The organism is Bifidobacterium catulorum (assembly GCF_003129925.1).
GTDB lineage: Bacteria > Actinomycetota > Actinomycetes > Actinomycetales > Bifidobacteriaceae > Galliscardovia > Galliscardovia catulorum.
Genome location: NZ_QFFN01000001.1, coordinates 22,467 through 37,697, shown reverse-complemented (window position 1 = coordinate 37,697; position 15,231 = coordinate 22,467). Strand labels below are relative to the sequence as shown.

General features: G+C 61.2%; 12 protein-coding genes. 1 reads left to right on the top strand and 11 read right to left on the bottom strand.

Going from position 1 to position 15,231, the window contains the following annotated elements; translation table 11 throughout:
* Nucleotides 1–78 precede the first annotated feature (78 nt).
* Nucleotides 79–1,182: a transaldolase gene (tal, locus tag DF200_RS00155; RefSeq protein ID WP_109136289.1), complete on the top strand. Its 1,104-nt coding sequence runs from the start codon at nucleotides 79–81 to the stop codon at nucleotides 1,180–1,182.
* Between the two features lie 140 nt (nucleotides 1,183–1,322).
* Here the strand turns inward: tal and DF200_RS00150 are convergent, their stop codons facing one another.
* From DF200_RS00150 to DF200_RS00100, 11 genes are all read right to left on the bottom strand, one after another.
* Complete coding sequence (locus DF200_RS00150; RefSeq protein WP_109136288.1) at nucleotides 1,323–2,882, bottom strand: aminotransferase class I/II-fold pyridoxal phosphate-dependent enzyme; 1,560 nt, start codon at nucleotides 2,880–2,882, stop codon at nucleotides 1,323–1,325.
* 260 nt (nucleotides 2,883–3,142) lie between these two features.
* Complete coding sequence (locus DF200_RS00145; RefSeq protein WP_170112460.1) at nucleotides 3,143–3,982, bottom strand: HAD family hydrolase; 840 nt, start codon at nucleotides 3,980–3,982, stop codon at nucleotides 3,143–3,145.
* A 117-nt stretch (nucleotides 3,983–4,099) separates the two neighbouring features.
* Complete coding sequence (secG, locus tag DF200_RS00140; RefSeq protein ID WP_109136286.1) at nucleotides 4,100–4,348, bottom strand: preprotein translocase subunit SecG; 249 nt, start codon at nucleotides 4,346–4,348, stop codon at nucleotides 4,100–4,102.
* Between the two features lie 70 nt (nucleotides 4,349–4,418).
* Nucleotides 4,419–5,225, bottom strand: a complete 807-nt coding sequence (tpiA, locus tag DF200_RS00135) for a triose-phosphate isomerase (RefSeq protein ID WP_193903084.1) — start codon at nucleotides 5,223–5,225, stop codon at nucleotides 4,419–4,421.
* Between the two features lie 68 nt (nucleotides 5,226–5,293).
* Nucleotides 5,294–6,502, bottom strand: a complete 1,209-nt coding sequence (locus tag DF200_RS00130) for a phosphoglycerate kinase (protein ID WP_109136284.1) — start codon at nucleotides 6,500–6,502, stop codon at nucleotides 5,294–5,296.
* 178 nt (nucleotides 6,503–6,680) lie between these two features.
* Nucleotides 6,681–7,637 (bottom strand): DNA-binding protein WhiA, encoded by a 957-nt coding sequence (whiA, locus tag DF200_RS00125; protein WP_109136283.1) that lies wholly within the window; start codon nucleotides 7,635–7,637, stop codon nucleotides 6,681–6,683.
* 201 nt (nucleotides 7,638–7,838) lie between these two features.
* Nucleotides 7,839–8,756, bottom strand: coding sequence for an RNase adapter RapZ (gene rapZ, locus DF200_RS00120; protein ID WP_109136282.1), 918 nt, complete (start codon nucleotides 8,754–8,756; stop codon nucleotides 7,839–7,841).
* Nucleotides 8,756–9,649, bottom strand: a complete 894-nt coding sequence (locus DF200_RS00115; protein ID WP_109136281.1) for a shikimate dehydrogenase — start codon at nucleotides 9,647–9,649, stop codon at nucleotides 8,756–8,758. Before DF200_RS00115 ends, rapZ begins: the two co-directional genes overlap by 1 nt.
* Before the next feature lie 244 nt (nucleotides 9,650–9,893).
* On the bottom strand, nucleotides 9,894–11,849 hold the full coding sequence (locus DF200_RS00110) for a YhgE/Pip domain-containing protein (protein ID WP_109136280.1): 1,956 nt from the start codon (nucleotides 11,847–11,849) through the stop codon (nucleotides 9,894–9,896).
* A gap of 28 nt (nucleotides 11,850–11,877) precedes the next feature.
* Nucleotides 11,878–14,793 carry an MMPL family transporter gene (locus tag DF200_RS00105; RefSeq protein WP_241520050.1) on the bottom strand — a complete coding sequence of 972 codons (2,916 nt, stop codon included), beginning with the start codon at nucleotides 14,791–14,793 and terminating at the stop codon, nucleotides 11,878–11,880.
* On the bottom strand, nucleotides 14,759–15,145 hold the full coding sequence (locus DF200_RS00100) for an ArsR/SmtB family transcription factor (protein WP_109136278.1): 387 nt from the start codon (nucleotides 15,143–15,145) through the stop codon (nucleotides 14,759–14,761). Before DF200_RS00100 ends, DF200_RS00105 begins: the two co-directional genes overlap by 35 nt.
* Nucleotides 15,146–15,231 lie beyond the last annotated feature (86 nt).

Below are 15,231 nucleotides of genomic sequence, written 5' to 3'. Positions count from 1 at the left end.
CCCCGGTTCCGAACGGACATGCTCCCCTCGATTGCACGGGAAGGGGCCCGGGGCGAGATTTCATCAAGGAGAAATGAAATGACTGAAGCAACTCAGCGCACGTCCGACAACGGCGTTTCCATCTGGCTGGACGACCTGTCCCGCTCCCGCATCGAGTCCGGCTCCCTGCAGGACCTCATCGCCAACAAGAACGTGGTCGGCGTCACCACCAACCCGTCCATCTTCCAGAAGGCCCTGAGCCAGGTCGGACCGTACGACGAGCAGCTCAAGGAGCTGGGCAAGGTCGACGTCGAGACCGCAGTGCGCGAGCTCACCACCACCGATGTGCGCAACGCCACCGACATCTTCCGCGAGATCGCCGAAGCCACCGACTTCGTCGACGGCCGCGTCTCCATCGAGGTCGACCCCCGTCTCGCCCACGAGACCGAAGCCACCGAGAAGCAGGCTGTCGAGCTGTGGGAGAAGGTCAACCGTCCGAACGCGATGATCAAGATCCCGGCGACCCTCGAAGGCCTGCCGGCCATCACCGCCACCCTGGCCAAGGGCATCTCCGTCAACGTCACCCTGATCTTCTCGCTTGAACGCTACGAGCAGGTCATCGACGCCTACATCGAGGGCATCGCCCAGGCCGCCGCCAACGGCCACGACCTCAAGCACATCGGCTCCGTCGCCTCCTTCTTCGTGTCCCGCGTGGACACCGCGGTCGACAAACTGCTCGAAGCCAACGGCTCCGACGAGGCCAAGGCCCTTGAGGGCAAGGCCGCCGTCGCCAACGCTCGCCTCGCATACGAACTCTTCGAGAAGAAGTTCGCCTCCGACCCGCGTTGGGCCGACCTCGCCGCCAAGGGCGCCAAGGTCCAGCGTCCGCTGTGGGCCTCCACCGGTACCAAGAACCCGGCCTACTCCGACTGCAAGTACGTCGACGAGCTCGTCGCGAAGCACATCGTCAACACCATGCCCGAGAAGACGCTGAACGCCCTGGCCGATCACGGCGATGGCGCTCCGTCCATCGAAGGCACCTACGAGGAGTCCCACGCCATCATCAACAAGCTGGCCGAGCTGGGCATCAACCTCAAGGACGTCACCGACAAGCTTGAGGCCGACGGCGTCGCCGCCTTCATCAAGTCCTGGGATTCCGTCCTCGCCGACGTGCAGTCCGGCATCGACCGCGTCAACGCCTGAGATTCCCTACCGTCATGGGCTATCGACGTTCATCGATGACCCATAAGCCTAGATGACATAACAAGGCTTTGGTCCCGAGAGAGGACCAAAGCCTTGTTGTCTTGTGGGGACACCCGACGCATCCCACGATCACCGTCCGTCTACTGCCTGTAGTAGCTGAGGAAGTCGGCGAGTTTGTCGGTGGCGTCCTTGAGCACTTCGATGCGGGGGAGGTAGACGATGCGGAAATGGTCGGGTTCATGCCAGTTGAACCCACCTCCCCGGGTGATGAGAATCCGCTCGTCATGCAGCAGGTCAAGCGCGAACTGCTCGTCGTCGGAGATGTTGAACTTCTTCACATCGAGTTTGGGGAAGATGTAGAAGGCCGCCTTCGGTTTGACCGCGGTCACGCCCGGAATGGAGTTCAACGCATTGTAGATGTAATCGCGCTGCTCATAGATGCGTCCGCCGGGGATGATGTAGTCGTTGACGCTCTGATGCCCACCGAGAGCGGTCTGCACGATGGATTGGGCCGGAACGTTCGAGCATATGCGCATGTTCGTGAGCATGTTGATGCCTTCGATATAGTCCCTCGCCACGTTCTTGTTGCCGCTCAGCACCATCCAGCCCACACGGTATCCGGCGATCATGTGGGACTTCGACAATCCGGAGAATGTTACACAGAACAGGTCTGGTGCAAGCGACGCGATAGATATGTGCTGCATACCATCCATGACCAGACGGTCGTAGATCTCATCGGAGAAGATCATGAGCTGGTGCTCGCGGGCGAGGTCCACGATCTGCTGTAGCACCTCCCTGGGATACAGCGCGCCGGTGGGGTTGTTCGGATTGATGACCACGATCGCCTTGGTGCGGTCGGTGATCTTGACCCGCATGTCGTCGATGTCCGGATACCATTCGGCCTGCTCGTCGCACAGGTAGTGCACGGCCGTGCCGCCCGCCAGGTTCACGCAGGCCGTCCACAACGGGTAGTCGGGGCTGGGGATGAGCACCTCGTCGCCGTTGTCGAGCAGGGCGGACATCGAGAGGTTGATGAGCTCGCTCACCCCGTTGCCGGTGTAGATGTCCTCGATGGAGACGTTGGGCAGGTTCTTCAGCTGGGAGTACTGCATGATGGCCTTGCGCGCGGAGAACAGGCCCTTGGACGCGGAATACCCCTCGCATTCCGGCAGCTGGTGGGCCATGTCGTATATGACCTCGTCCGGGGTTCTGAACCCGAACGGGGCCGGGTTGCCGATGTTGAGTTTGAGGACGTGCGTGCCGGTGGCCTCCATGCGCGCGGCTTCGTCGACGACCGGTCCACGGACGTCGTACAGCACGTTGTCGAGTTTGGTTGATTTGGTGAAGCGACGCATTGCCTGTCCTTTCGGCTCTGTGATGGTCTTCCGTTCGGTTTCCATGGGGTTCAATCCATCGGATTCCGATGTTCTGACGGCCGGTACGCCGGCGTCGCCCGCCTGTTCGGCCCGTTCCATCGGGGCGTCCCCGCCGGCGAGCCAGTCCTCGCGGACGCCCAGCGTATCGGCGAGGAATCGCATGATGTCCGGTCGGGGCGTGGTCTTGCCGCTGGCGTATTGGCTGACATGGCTTTTCCCGAGCTTGACGTTGGCCGCGGCTGCGGCATGCACGAAATCGATCTGCTTCATATGACGTAACGCCATGGCGTAGTTCAGTCTGGATGCGAAAGATGCCTCACCCATAGCTCTCCTTATGGTTCAAGACAAAGTTCAATGTTCAATTGGAAACGACTATACCACCCATCTGCGATCCGCACATCATCGGCGCGGCACCAGGGACGACCAGTGTCCCCTGCGTCCGCATCCGCGTCCAGCCACAAATGTTCAATATTGAACTTCCGATGGATACTACATAGATATATTAGGGGGTATTCAATCCGTAAACTACGTAGTGTTCTAAAACCAGTTTCCCTTATTGCGAAACTTGGCGAAAAACTTGATCGCTACAGGTTGAAGTTCCGTTCGATCCACTGTGCTACCCCATCCTCGTTGTTTGCCGGGCAAATCTCATCGGCGATGGCCAGCACCCTCGGATTGGCGTTCGCCACCGCAACTCCCCTGCCGGACAGTTCAAGCATCCGCACGTCGATGAGGTCGTCGCCGAATGACGCGATCGAGTCCATTGGAATGTGCATTCTTTCGCCCAGCAGGTTCAACGCATGTTCCTTGTTCGCCGACGGATTCATCAGCATCCACATGACCCCCTCGCTGATGCTGACCGTGAAATCGGATGGAATCAGCGGCCGCAAAACATCCCATTGCTCCGCCTGCGGCAGGATGATGATCTTATCGGCGATGCCATCCGGAACATCGGTGAAATCGGTATACCGAAAACTCTGGGTCTTCCACATCGTACGCACATCGAAGTTCGTGTATCTGACGTCGTTCATCACAATGCCGATTCTGACATCGGGAAGCACGTCGAGAATGGTTCTGCATACCTCGCAGGCTCGACGGGAGGGAAAACCAATCTTCATCAGATGCCCGTCATCGGGCATCTGTCCACTTGTCAGCATTCGCTCGTTTGATCGTGCCGGATCGAAATCCACCAATGCGCCGTTGAGATATACGCATGCGTCGACCGGCAGCCGGCTGACGAACCGCATGGCCGTACTGACCGGACGCGCGGTGGCTATGGCGAACTTCACCCCCAAGTCGTCATGCATGCGGATGATGGTCCTGATGGTGCGTTCGGTGATGAATCTTCTCTCGAAGGTATCCCCGTCATGGAGCAACGTGCCGTCGAGATCGGCTACAATCATACGGAATCGTTCATCGGACATCATTCTCCTGTGCTCCTCTATACAAGTTCGGAACCGGCGGTAGGACCGCCTCGTTGGCAAAAGAAAAAACCCGCGGTGCGCAATCCGCGGGCTGAAAACCTGATGCAGAAGATTTGCTCAGATGAGATTGTACTTGGCCATCAATCCCAATGCGATGATAATGGCGACCCAGATAAGGGCGACGATGATGGTCAGACGATTCAGATTCTTCTCGGCGACGCCTGAGGTTCCGGCGTTTGCGGTCAGTCCACCGCCGAACATATCGGAGAGGCCGCCGCCCTTGCCCTTATGCATAAGGATCAGCAGGGTCAGCAGGATGCTGGCGATGACGACGATGATTTCAAGAATGATCTTGACAATGGCCACGGTTACCTCCGGTCGTTTGACTCGTACTTACGATACTCCATGCTCGGGATAAAGTCGATGATGGATGGCGTCATCGCCGCGCCTTGGCCGCCTTGGCGGTAAGCCTTGCGATGGTGGCGAATTCGTCGGCGTCGAGGGCCGCTCCCCCGACCAGGAACCCGTCGATGTCCGGCCCATCCTCCATGAGCTGCGTCGCCTTGGAGGAGTTGACCGATCCTCCGTACAGGATACGGATGCGGTCGGCGACATCCTGTCCGTAGACTTCGCCGAGATGGGAGCGAATCGCCGCTGCAGCCTGTTGCGCCGATTCGGGAGTCGCGACCATGCCGGTGCCGATGGCCCAAACGGGTTCATAGGCGATGAGCATCTGCTCGGCCTCCTTGTCGGAGAGGTCGCGGATGACATCCTGCACCTGTCCGACGGCGAATTCGAGCTCGATGCCCTGCCGTCGTTCCTCGAAGCTCTCTCCCACACACAGGATGGGCTTCATGCCCGCAGCCAATACGGCCCTCACCTGATCGACGATGTTGGCATCGTCTTCGGGATGGTATTTGCGTCGTTCCGAATGACCGACGATGACATAGGTGCAGCCAAGACTGGCAAGCATGTCGGCGGAGACGTCGCCGGTGAAGGCGCCCTGATTGGTGACGGACACGGTCTGCGCCCCATAGGTGAGTTTAAGTCTGTCGGCCTCGATGAGCACCTGCACGCTGCGAATCGAAGTGAACGGCGGCATGAGCGTCACTTCGCAGCGTTTGAAGTCGAAATGGGCATCGCGTAGCGTCCAGGCAAGCTTCTGCACGAAATACGTTGCTTCAAGATGGTTGAAGTTCATCTTCCAGTTGCCGGCGACCACGGGAATGCGAGTCATGGAGATCCTTACGCAAGGAGCCGGCTCCCGCCCCTATGACGATGGCGGGGCGGGAGCCGGGAATGATGGGATGATCAGTCGAGGACGCTCAGGCCCGGCAGGGTCTTGCCCTCAAGGAACTCAAGGGAGGCGCCGCCACCGGTGGAGATGTGCGAGAAGCCGTCCTCCGGGAAGCCGAGGTTGCGCACGGCCGCTGCGGAGTCGCCGCCGCCGACGATGGTGAACGCGCCGGCGTGCGTGGCGTCGACCAGCGCCTCGGCCACGGCCTTGGTGCCTTCGGCGAAGGTCGGGACCTCGAACACGCCCATCGGGCCGTTCCATACGACGGTCTTGGAATCGACGATCTTGTCGTGGAAGAGCTTGCGGGTCTCCGGACCGATGTCCAGAGCCTCCTCGTCGGACGGGATGGCGTCGATGGCGACGGTCTTGGGGTCGATGACCGCGTCGTCACCGGCCGGGAAGCCGGGGTTGACGACCACGTCGACGGGGAGCAGGAGCTCGACGCCGTTCTTCTTGGCGGTCTCCATGTATTCCTTGACGGTCTCGATCTTGCTTTCGTCAAGCAGGGAGTTGCCGACCTCGTAGCCCTGGGCCTTGAGGAAGGTGTAGGCCATGCCGCCGCCGATGATGAGGCGGTCGACCTTGCCCAGAAGGTTGGAGATGACGCCGAGCTTGTCGGCGACCTTGGCACCACCGAGGACGGCGGTCAGCGGGTGCTCGGCGGCGTCGGTGGCCTTGGAGAGGGCCTTGACCTCCTTCTCGACGAGCAGACCGGCGGCGGCGGGCAGGTCCTTGGCCACATCGTAGTTGGAGCCCTGAGCGCGGTGTACGACGCCGAAGCCGTCGGAGACGAACACATCGCCCAGTGCGGCGATCTTCTTGGCGTACGGTTCGCGGACGGACTCGTCCTTGCTGGTCTCCTCCGGGTTGAAGCGGACGTTCTCCAGAAGCACGACGTCGCCGTCCTTCAGTGCGGCGACCTTGGCCTGGGCGTCCTCGCCGTAGGTGTCCTTGGCGAGCTCGACGTTGACGCCGAGCAGCTCGCCCAGACGCTTGGCAACAGGAGCGAGGCTGAGTTCGGGAACGACCTTGCCCTTCGGGCGGCCGAGGTGGGCCATCAGAATGACCTTGGCGCCCTGCTCGCGCAGAGCCTTGATCGTAGGCAGAGCAGCCTTGATACGGCCATCGTCGGTGATGGTGGTGCCATCAAGCGGAACGTTGAAATCAGCACGGACCAGCACGCGCTTGCCCTGGAGATTTCCGAGATCCTTGAGAGTTTTCATTGATATCCTTTCCTGCTGCGGCGCTACGCCGGAACGACGGTTGACGATTCCCACGAAGATGCTCGCATCTGCTTGCGCCACTTGCATCTTACCTTGTCAAACGGATAATCAGCGGCTTTCGGAGCGGGGATGTCATCACACGGACCCGCGGACCGGGAACGCGGAGGCGCACCCATGCCTACTGGTTCTGATCGGCCTCGGCGCGCTGCTTCTCGACCTTGTTGGCGAGCTGCAGCAGACGGCGGATGCGGCCTGCGATGGCGTCCTTGGTGACGGGCGGGTCTGCGAGCCGGCCGAGCTCCTCCAGACTGGCGTCTCGATGGTCGAGCCTGAGCTGTCCGGCCGCACGAAGGTTCTCGGGAATGTCGTCGCCCAGAATCTTGAACGCCTTCTGCACCTTCTCGCTGGCCTCCACCGCGGCCTTGGCGCTGCGACGCATGTTGGCGTCGTCGAAATTGGCCAGACGGTTGGCCTTGCCGCGATATTCGCCGTCGTTGCGCTTGCCGCTCCATTCACGTGCGGTACGGGACGCCCCCATGAGTGTGAGCATCCGCTCGATGACGTCGGGGTCGCGCAGCGTCACGCGTTCGGAGCTGCGTACCTGACGGGGCTTGGCGGAGATGCCGAGTCGGCGCGCCGCGCCGACGAGGGCCAATGCCGCCTCCGAGCCGGGGCAGATGATCTCCAGATAGCTGGCCTTGCCCGGGTCGGATAGTTCACCGTGTGCGAGGAAGGCACCGCGCCAAGCGGCCTTGATCTGCGCGATGTTGCCGGAGACGATCTCCGCGGGCAGGCCCCGGACGGGGCGCTTGCGGCGGTCGAGCAGTCCCGACTGCAGGGCAAGGGCGCCTCCGGCCTTGAGCACGCGGACGGAATACCGTTCGACGATGCCGGTCGGGGTCTTGCGCGCGACCTTGATCAGGTCGGCCTCATGGCCGTACACCTCCTGAATGGTACGTTGCAGCCACTGAGCTGATGCCAACGAATCAAACTGGCTTTCCACCACGATATGACGTTGGATAAGGTGAAGACCGCCGCCGAAGCGAATCATGGCGGCCGCCTGGGCCTTCTTGGCTGCAGGCAGTTCGTCATCTATTGCGGCCAGTTCGCTTTTGACTTCATCTACCAGAGCCAAGAGCTAACCTCCTTTAAGTTGTACAGCTTCAATATCGGTTGCACGGCCTTATTCCCACGGGGAGACAACATGTGTACCGGCTATCTGTGTTACCTAATCAGGTGGACAAAACCGGGGGTGTCATCCCCGTTTCGACTTGGGATTTCAGGATATGAGATGATGTCACGCACCAACTCCGCCGAAGATCCGGACTGCGGGGTTTCAGCGATGCTTCTTCAGCTCACGGGCGGAAACGGTGACGTTGAGCCCTTGTGAACGCAAACGCTCGGCCAACGCATTGCTCATCGCCACGGATCGGTGCTGGCCACCGGTGCATCCGACCGCGATCGTCACGAAGTGCTTGTCCTCCCGGGAGTATCCCTGGATGGCGGTCAGTATCGCCGCGGCATACGAATCAAGGAACCGGACGGCCCCGTCACTGGAGAGCACATAGTCGCTCACCGGCTTGTCGTTGCCGTTGAGCTCGCGCAGCTGCGGGACCCAGAACGGGTTGGGCAGGAACCGGACATCGGCCACAAAATCGGCGTCCAACGGCACCCCGTACTTGAAACCGAAGCTGAAGATATGGACCGCCACGGTGGTGGGACCGGTGCCGAGCAGCGCATCGTACAGTTTGGTGGAAAGCTCGTGGATGCTGAGCGACGAGGTGTCGATGACCACGTCGGCCCGCTCCTTGAGGTTCGACAGCAGCGTGCGCTCCTCCTCGATGCCGTCGATGAGGCGTCGCCCGTGCTGCAGCGGATGGGGCCTGCGCACGGACTCGTATCTCTGGATGAGCACATCGTCCGCCGCGTCCAGGAACAGTATGCGGTATTTCACCCCAAGGTCGTCGAGATGGCTGAACACCTGGGCGAGGTCGTCGAAGTAGGCCCGGGAGCGCACGTCGATCACCGCCGCGAGCTTATGGACCTTGGACCCCGAGGACGTCATCATGTCGACCAGGGGGACGAGCAGGTTCGGCGGCAGGTTGTCGACCACGTACCAGCCCATGTCCTCCACGCTGTCGGCGGCGCGGGAACGGCCGGCACCGGACATGCCCGTGATCAGCAGCACCTCGAAGGAGTCGGCGGGCTGGGGGGATTCGCCGGCCCCGCCGGCGACGTTGGCTTCAGTATTCATCACAGCACCTCTTCCAAAGCCGTTCTGATGGTCGAGTCGAGATTCGACGGAAGGTCGTCGAAATCGGTCCCGGTCATGTATACGATCTGCGGGATGGCCTGATACAGCAGCATCTCCTCACCTCCGATGGCCAGTCCCCCGAGGCTCCGCCACGCCCGGATCAGTTCGGATGGACGGGGGGCGTACACCACATCGAGCAGCACGCCCGGGGCCGATCCCGCGGACAGCCGAGTCAGACTCATGGCGGTGGGATCAGCCGCATGGGAGGGAATCGTGCTGACGATGATGCGCATGTCCTGCACGGCCTCGGCTATCTGGCGCATGGCGATGACGTCGACGCTCATGCCGAACCCCTGAGCCACGGGCGCGAGGGCATGCGCCTTTTCGGGACGACGCGCGGCTATGGTCACGTGCTGGATCTGCATGGTCGACAACGCCGCGATGGCCGAGACGGCGGTCGACCCGCTGCCGATGACCATGCCGTTGCCTGCGATGGCGTCGGGAACGCGTCGTCCATCGTGCGCGATGGCGTTGGTCAGCGCCAGGTTGATGCCCGCCACGTCCGTGTTGTAAAGACGGATGACCGGGGTCCCGCCCCCTCTCGACCAGTCGAATATGGCGGTATTGGCCACGTCGAGCTTCTCCGCCCACCGGTTCGACGGCTCCCCCATCGGCATGATGGCCTTCTTCAGAGGCATGGTGAGGCTCAGGCCGTGCCAGCTGGAGTCGAGTTCGCTGATGAAGTCGGCAAGGGAGCTTTCATCGACCTCATGGCTGTCGTAGAACCAATCATCCAAGCCCATCGCGCGATATGCGGTGTTGTGGATGAGCGGCGACAGCGAGTGCGAGATGGGTTTGCCCAGCACGGCGGCCCGATTCCTGATGTCTGTCACGGTAGTGCTCCTCGCTCCCTGTTTCGATAGCTCTTGATGCGATACGAACATCCAGCGCCAATTCTAGCCTGATGTCGCTGACACTGTGCTAAGCAAGGCCGTGAGTTTCGGCGGTGTCGTTCGGTTCGACGCGGATCGGTGCGATCTCTTATGAGGCGAAGCATCGGCAGCAGACATCTATTGGTTTGCTCCGTAGCGGTAGCGCAATATCGAGGAATGTCTGCGACACCGGTCCCCGACACTATCATGCGTGCTCCTCCGTCACCGTGCGAGGACGCAGCTGGCGCGGATCGAGCATCCGGCGGCGTGCGGTCATGATGACACAGATTGCGAATCCGGCCAGCCACCAAGTGACGAGCGTGCCGATAGGAGCGGCGGTGATGCCGCCACCGGTGACGACACCGCGTAGAATCGCCGTCGCGGCATGGGTGGGCAGAAGCGGGACGACGCCGGCGAGCCATCCGGGAATCGTGGAGATCACACCGGTGGCCACGGTCAATGCCATCATCAGCATCGAACCAATGCGGCCCGAATGCCCGAAACTGCCTACCAGCGCCTGATTGATGGAACCGAAGGTGAATGCAACGACAAGCGATGCCGTCAGCAAGGCGAGTCCCTTCCCCACGTCAAGCCCCAGTGCAACCCATACCAATACTCCAATGACTGCGGCCCCCGTAACCGCCATCAATGTACCGGGAAGGATGGCTTTGACCACCATTTTCCACGTTGGCTCACGGGAAATCAGGATATCCGCGGGTAGGGCGCGAGTGAAGACGTAAGTGGCTATGGCCAGACCCCAGAGCGCCAACGTGGCCAGGAACGTGATCGCCATGACGCCGATGGACGGCGCGGATACGTCAATGCGGCTGGGCTGGGCCGCAGTATCCGCGAGTTTGTCGCGCGCGTATTGGCTGAAGGTCGGTATCTTCTCGAGAGCGTCGCCAAGGCCGTCCGCGAGTTGTTTGGTCCCATTGTCGAGTTTGTCGGCTCCGCCGCCCAGCTGGGTGATTCCGGTGTCGAGAGCGGCGGCACCGTCTGCAAGCTGACGGGCTCCGGTTGCCGCGGAGGCGATGCCGGACTGCAGTGCGGGCGCGGCGCCCGCGAGCCGTTTGGCGCCATCGGCGACCTGCTGCGATCCGTCTGCGAGCCGGTTCACGGAGTCGCGTGCGGTGCTGATGACAGTTTTGGCGTCGGTCTTGGCGACGTCAATGCTTTGGGCAACGGTCCGGGCATTGGACAGGGCCTCTTCGAGACCGGCGCACAAATCGTCCGGAGCGTTGTCGTCTCTGCACTGTTGCGCCAGCGGCTGGATTTGGTCGAGGAGGCTGTTGGCGGATGGCGTTGCGTCGATCGTGCTGACAGCCCGGTCAGCCATCGGTGCCACGGTTCTGGCAATCTGTCGATTGCCATCGGCTACCTGTTGCGCGCCATCGGCCAGCTGTTGTGTGGAATCGGGTAGTGTTTCGGTCTGTTTCGCCGCATCCTCAAGTCCGTCGGCGAGCTGGTCGGAACCGGTGACGAGCTTGCCGCTGCCGTCGGAGAGCTGATCGATGCCCTTCGTAAGCTGGGATGTTCCGTCATGCAAGTCTTTCGCGCCGCCGGCGGCTGAAGAGATGCCGTCATGCAAGGTATTGAAGCCGGAGTAGATGTTCTCCAGATATGTGGTGAGAATCATGTCGTCGAGCTCGGTGCGGACGTTGTGCGCCGAGGCGCCGCTGGCAGCGGGATCGAGTACGCCGGATGCCGTGGATGCGTCGAGACGTACCAATCCTTGTGCGACCTTAGCTGCATCTCCCGTTGTGGTGGCTTTGGCGGTCGCGGCAATCGATTCGGAGAAGTTCTTCGGAATCGTCACCTTCGCGGCATATGTTCCGCTGGCCAGACCCTTGTCGGCGTCGTCTCCGTTCGTGAGCACCCATGTGTAGGCGGAATCATCGGCGTGCGTGAGCTGACCGGCCAGTTGTCGCCCCAACGGCAGAATCTGCCCGTCGACGGTGACCGGTTCGTCATTGTTGACGACAGCGGCCCGGGCCGTGCCATGGTTCGTTCCAGGATGCAGGAAGGCGCTTGTACACAGGGCCATTATGAGCACGGGAATCAACACGATTGCCAGCCATGTACGCAAGGTGAGACGTTTTCCGTCTTGGGATGCAGAGATGGGCGTAAGCGATGCGCTCACGGATTCGGGAATCAGGGACATGGTTGCAGCTCCTTGGCGTTCGGTGACGTTATGCACGGTATTTGGAGGATTCGGCGTCTAGAGAGAGTATCCTCACGCCGTCTGAAGGTAGGATGTCGGCGAGCTGGCCGGCGTTCTGGCAGGTCATCACATAGGTGACGGGGGATGATCCGGCCGTTCTGGTTGCAAGCAATTTCCGCAACCTGTTGCGGGCGTTGGGATAGAGGACCGCGTCGGCGTCGTCGAGGAAGATGATGCCGGCATGGTCGGCCAGTGCCTGTTCGATGGCGTCAAGCGGACCGGGAAGGTTAGCGCATCCGATCAGGGCGACGGTCGAACGAACCGCGCGCACATGCTGCGGCAACGTCTGTCCGAGCACTTTGAGATCGCCGCGGAATGTCGTGACGCGACCGGACAGTGTGTAGAGCAACGCCGATTTGCCGCTGACACCGGCACCCTCGATCACGAGCACACCGCCATCGGGCACATGCAGGTCGAGATTCTCGAACAAGGGGACGCCGCGATCATCATCCGCGGATAGCCCGGCGGCACTGATTGATTCATGCGAGTCGGGGGAAGGCCAGTCCTTCAAGCGGAGCTCCTGCGACAGACCGTCACCTTCGGCATCGAACACCGGCAGGCTGCGGTCGATTGCGGCCGGCAGATGCCAAGCGCGTTTGCCGAGCAAGGCGAGCACGGCTGGCACAAGAGTCAGTCGGATCACGAACGCGTCGACGAATACACCCACGGCCAGTGAGAACGCTATCGGTTTGATGGTGGCGGAACCCTCCGGAATGAACGCGGCGAACACGGCGAACATGATTGTTGCGGCGGCCACCACGACCTTGCTCGCCGCCGCGAAGCCCTCGGTGATGGCGGCTTTCGCATCGCCATGATGGGCGTAGTGTTCGCGGATGCGCGAAACGAGGAACACCTCGTAATCCATGGCCAGACCGAAGAGCACGCCCATGAGGATGATCGGCAGGAAACTGATGATAGCGCCCACGCGCTGCACATGGATCAGATCCGCCCCATGGCCGAGCTGAAACACCCACGAGGTGGCGCCGAACGCGGCCAGCACCGACAGCAGATATCCGACGGTGGCCTTGACCGGCACCCATATCGAACGGAACACCATGGCGAGCAGCACCAGTGACAGTCCGGCGACCAGTATGCCGAACGGCAGCAGCGCGTTGCCGAGCTTGGACGACACATCAATTGCCACGGCGGTGATGCCTGTGACGGCCGTGGTCGTGTCGTATTTGTCGTTGAAATACGCTTCTTTGTCGCGCAAGGTGCGTACAAGCTGTTCGGTGCGTGGGTCGGAGGGGCCGGTTTCCGGCACGATTTGGATGATGCCCGTGTCTCCTTTGGGATTGGGGGTGGCGAGCGGAACAGATTTGACGCCTGGAATGTCGCGTATGTCGTCAGCCAGATCGTTCACCAGTCCAATCGGATTGCTGCTTTGTATGACATCCGCCGTAACGATAAGCGGCCCGTTGAAGCCCGGTCCGAAATGTTCGGCGATCGCGTCGTAGGCGCTGCGGGCCGGCGTGCCCGACTCCTCGACGCCGTTGTCCGGTAACGCCAGTCGCAGCTGAGTTGCGGGAACGGCCATGGCGGCCAGTGCCGCGACAATCGCCATCAAGGTGATCAGCGGCTTAGCGGTGACCACACGCACCCAGAAACGGGCGAACCGGTTGCGGGAGCGGTGCCGGGAATCGCCGTCGGCGGCCTTGGGACGCAGACGGTCTCCCGCGAACGCCATCAACGCCGGAACGAGTGTTTCCGCCACGGCCACCGCTACGACCACTCCGAACGCCGCCGACAGCCCCATCGTCGTCAGGAAGGGGATGCCGGCAACCGACAGTCCCAGCAGAGCAATCACAACGGTCAATCCGGCGAAAATCACGGCCGATCCCGCAGTCGCAACCGCACGCGCAATCGACTCTTCTACATCCAGCCCTTGTGCCATCTGATCGCGATGACGCGAGATCAGGAACAGCGCATAATCAATGCCGACCGCCAGACCAAGCATCACCGCCAGCATGGGCGCGGTGGACGAGATGGTCGCCCAAGCGGTCATGGCGTAGATGGATGCCACGGCAACGCCGACACCGATGATCGCGGTGAGCAACGGCATGCCCGCTGCGATCATCGAACCGAACGTGAGCAGCAGCACGATGAGCGCGATAATCAGGCCCAGCCCCTCTGTGGGAGACAGTGAGGGAATGGCGTTGCTGAACGCGCTGCCTCCGACATGGACGGCGATGCCGTGGCCGAGACTCCGACGAAGTTGTTCACCGTCCGATTCGAGTTTGGCCTTGATCTCGGGTTTGAGCTCGTTGACGGCAACTTCGAACTGGATAGCGATAATCGCGGCATGACCATCCTCGGATACCGCATCCTTTACCGTGTCCGAGAACGGGTCGGCAGCCAATGCGACCTGATCGTAGCCGCCGATCCGTTGAGACAACCTACCGATGGCCTCACGATTCTCGGGCGTATCGACGGATTCGCCGTCAGGCGTGACTACAACAATCTGAGCTGATGTGCCCGATACCTCCGGGAAGACATGCTTCAGGTGGTCGAGTGCACTTTGCGACTCAGAACCAGGAATGGCGAACTCGTCGTTGGTTCCCTTGGCAAGCGCCGACATCGAAGTAATCGCCAGCACAAGAATGAGCAACCATGTGACGAATACGGTGCGTCGCCGACGAGACATCGCCCGACCAAGCCGGTACAGGAATGAGGACATATGAAGGAATCTCCTTGATTGGAACCTCGCATGCTTTTGACAGCCAGCCGATATATGCACAGAGACATGCAAGATCGCGACGATACGGGTATGAAGGCGCGTTAAGGCATAGCTCGCGCATGGGTATCCTGAAAATGTAGATAAGAAGGAACGAATCCGGAACCGGAAAGTGTTACTTTCCGATCCGTTCTCGCTCCGCCGCCGCAAGGTCGGTCTTCAAAGCGGAAGACAACTCATCGAGCAGCGGCAGCCACCGATCCGCACGCACCGAACAGATGCGGCGAGTGGCGTCTTTACTGATATCGATGAATCCGGCTTGCTCCAGCAGTTTGATGTGATGTGACACGGCCGTGCGGGACAATGCCGACGATTCGGCCAGCTCCCCCACCGTCTGCGGACCATGGCACACCAACTGCACCAGCAACTGCTGCCGGTTCGGATCCTTCAGCGTCTCGAACAGCGGAATGCACTGGTTGAGGATTTCCAAGCTCCTGATCGGCTGGTCACATGACTCGCGGCCTGCCGCCGCCGCACTGTCTGGCCTATTATCAAACGTCACGCCGCTACCTCTTTCTCAACCTCGCTCTTGGCCGCCGCCCGAGCTTCATGGTCTCCAGTATCATCGCGGCCAACGACGGCGGCCGA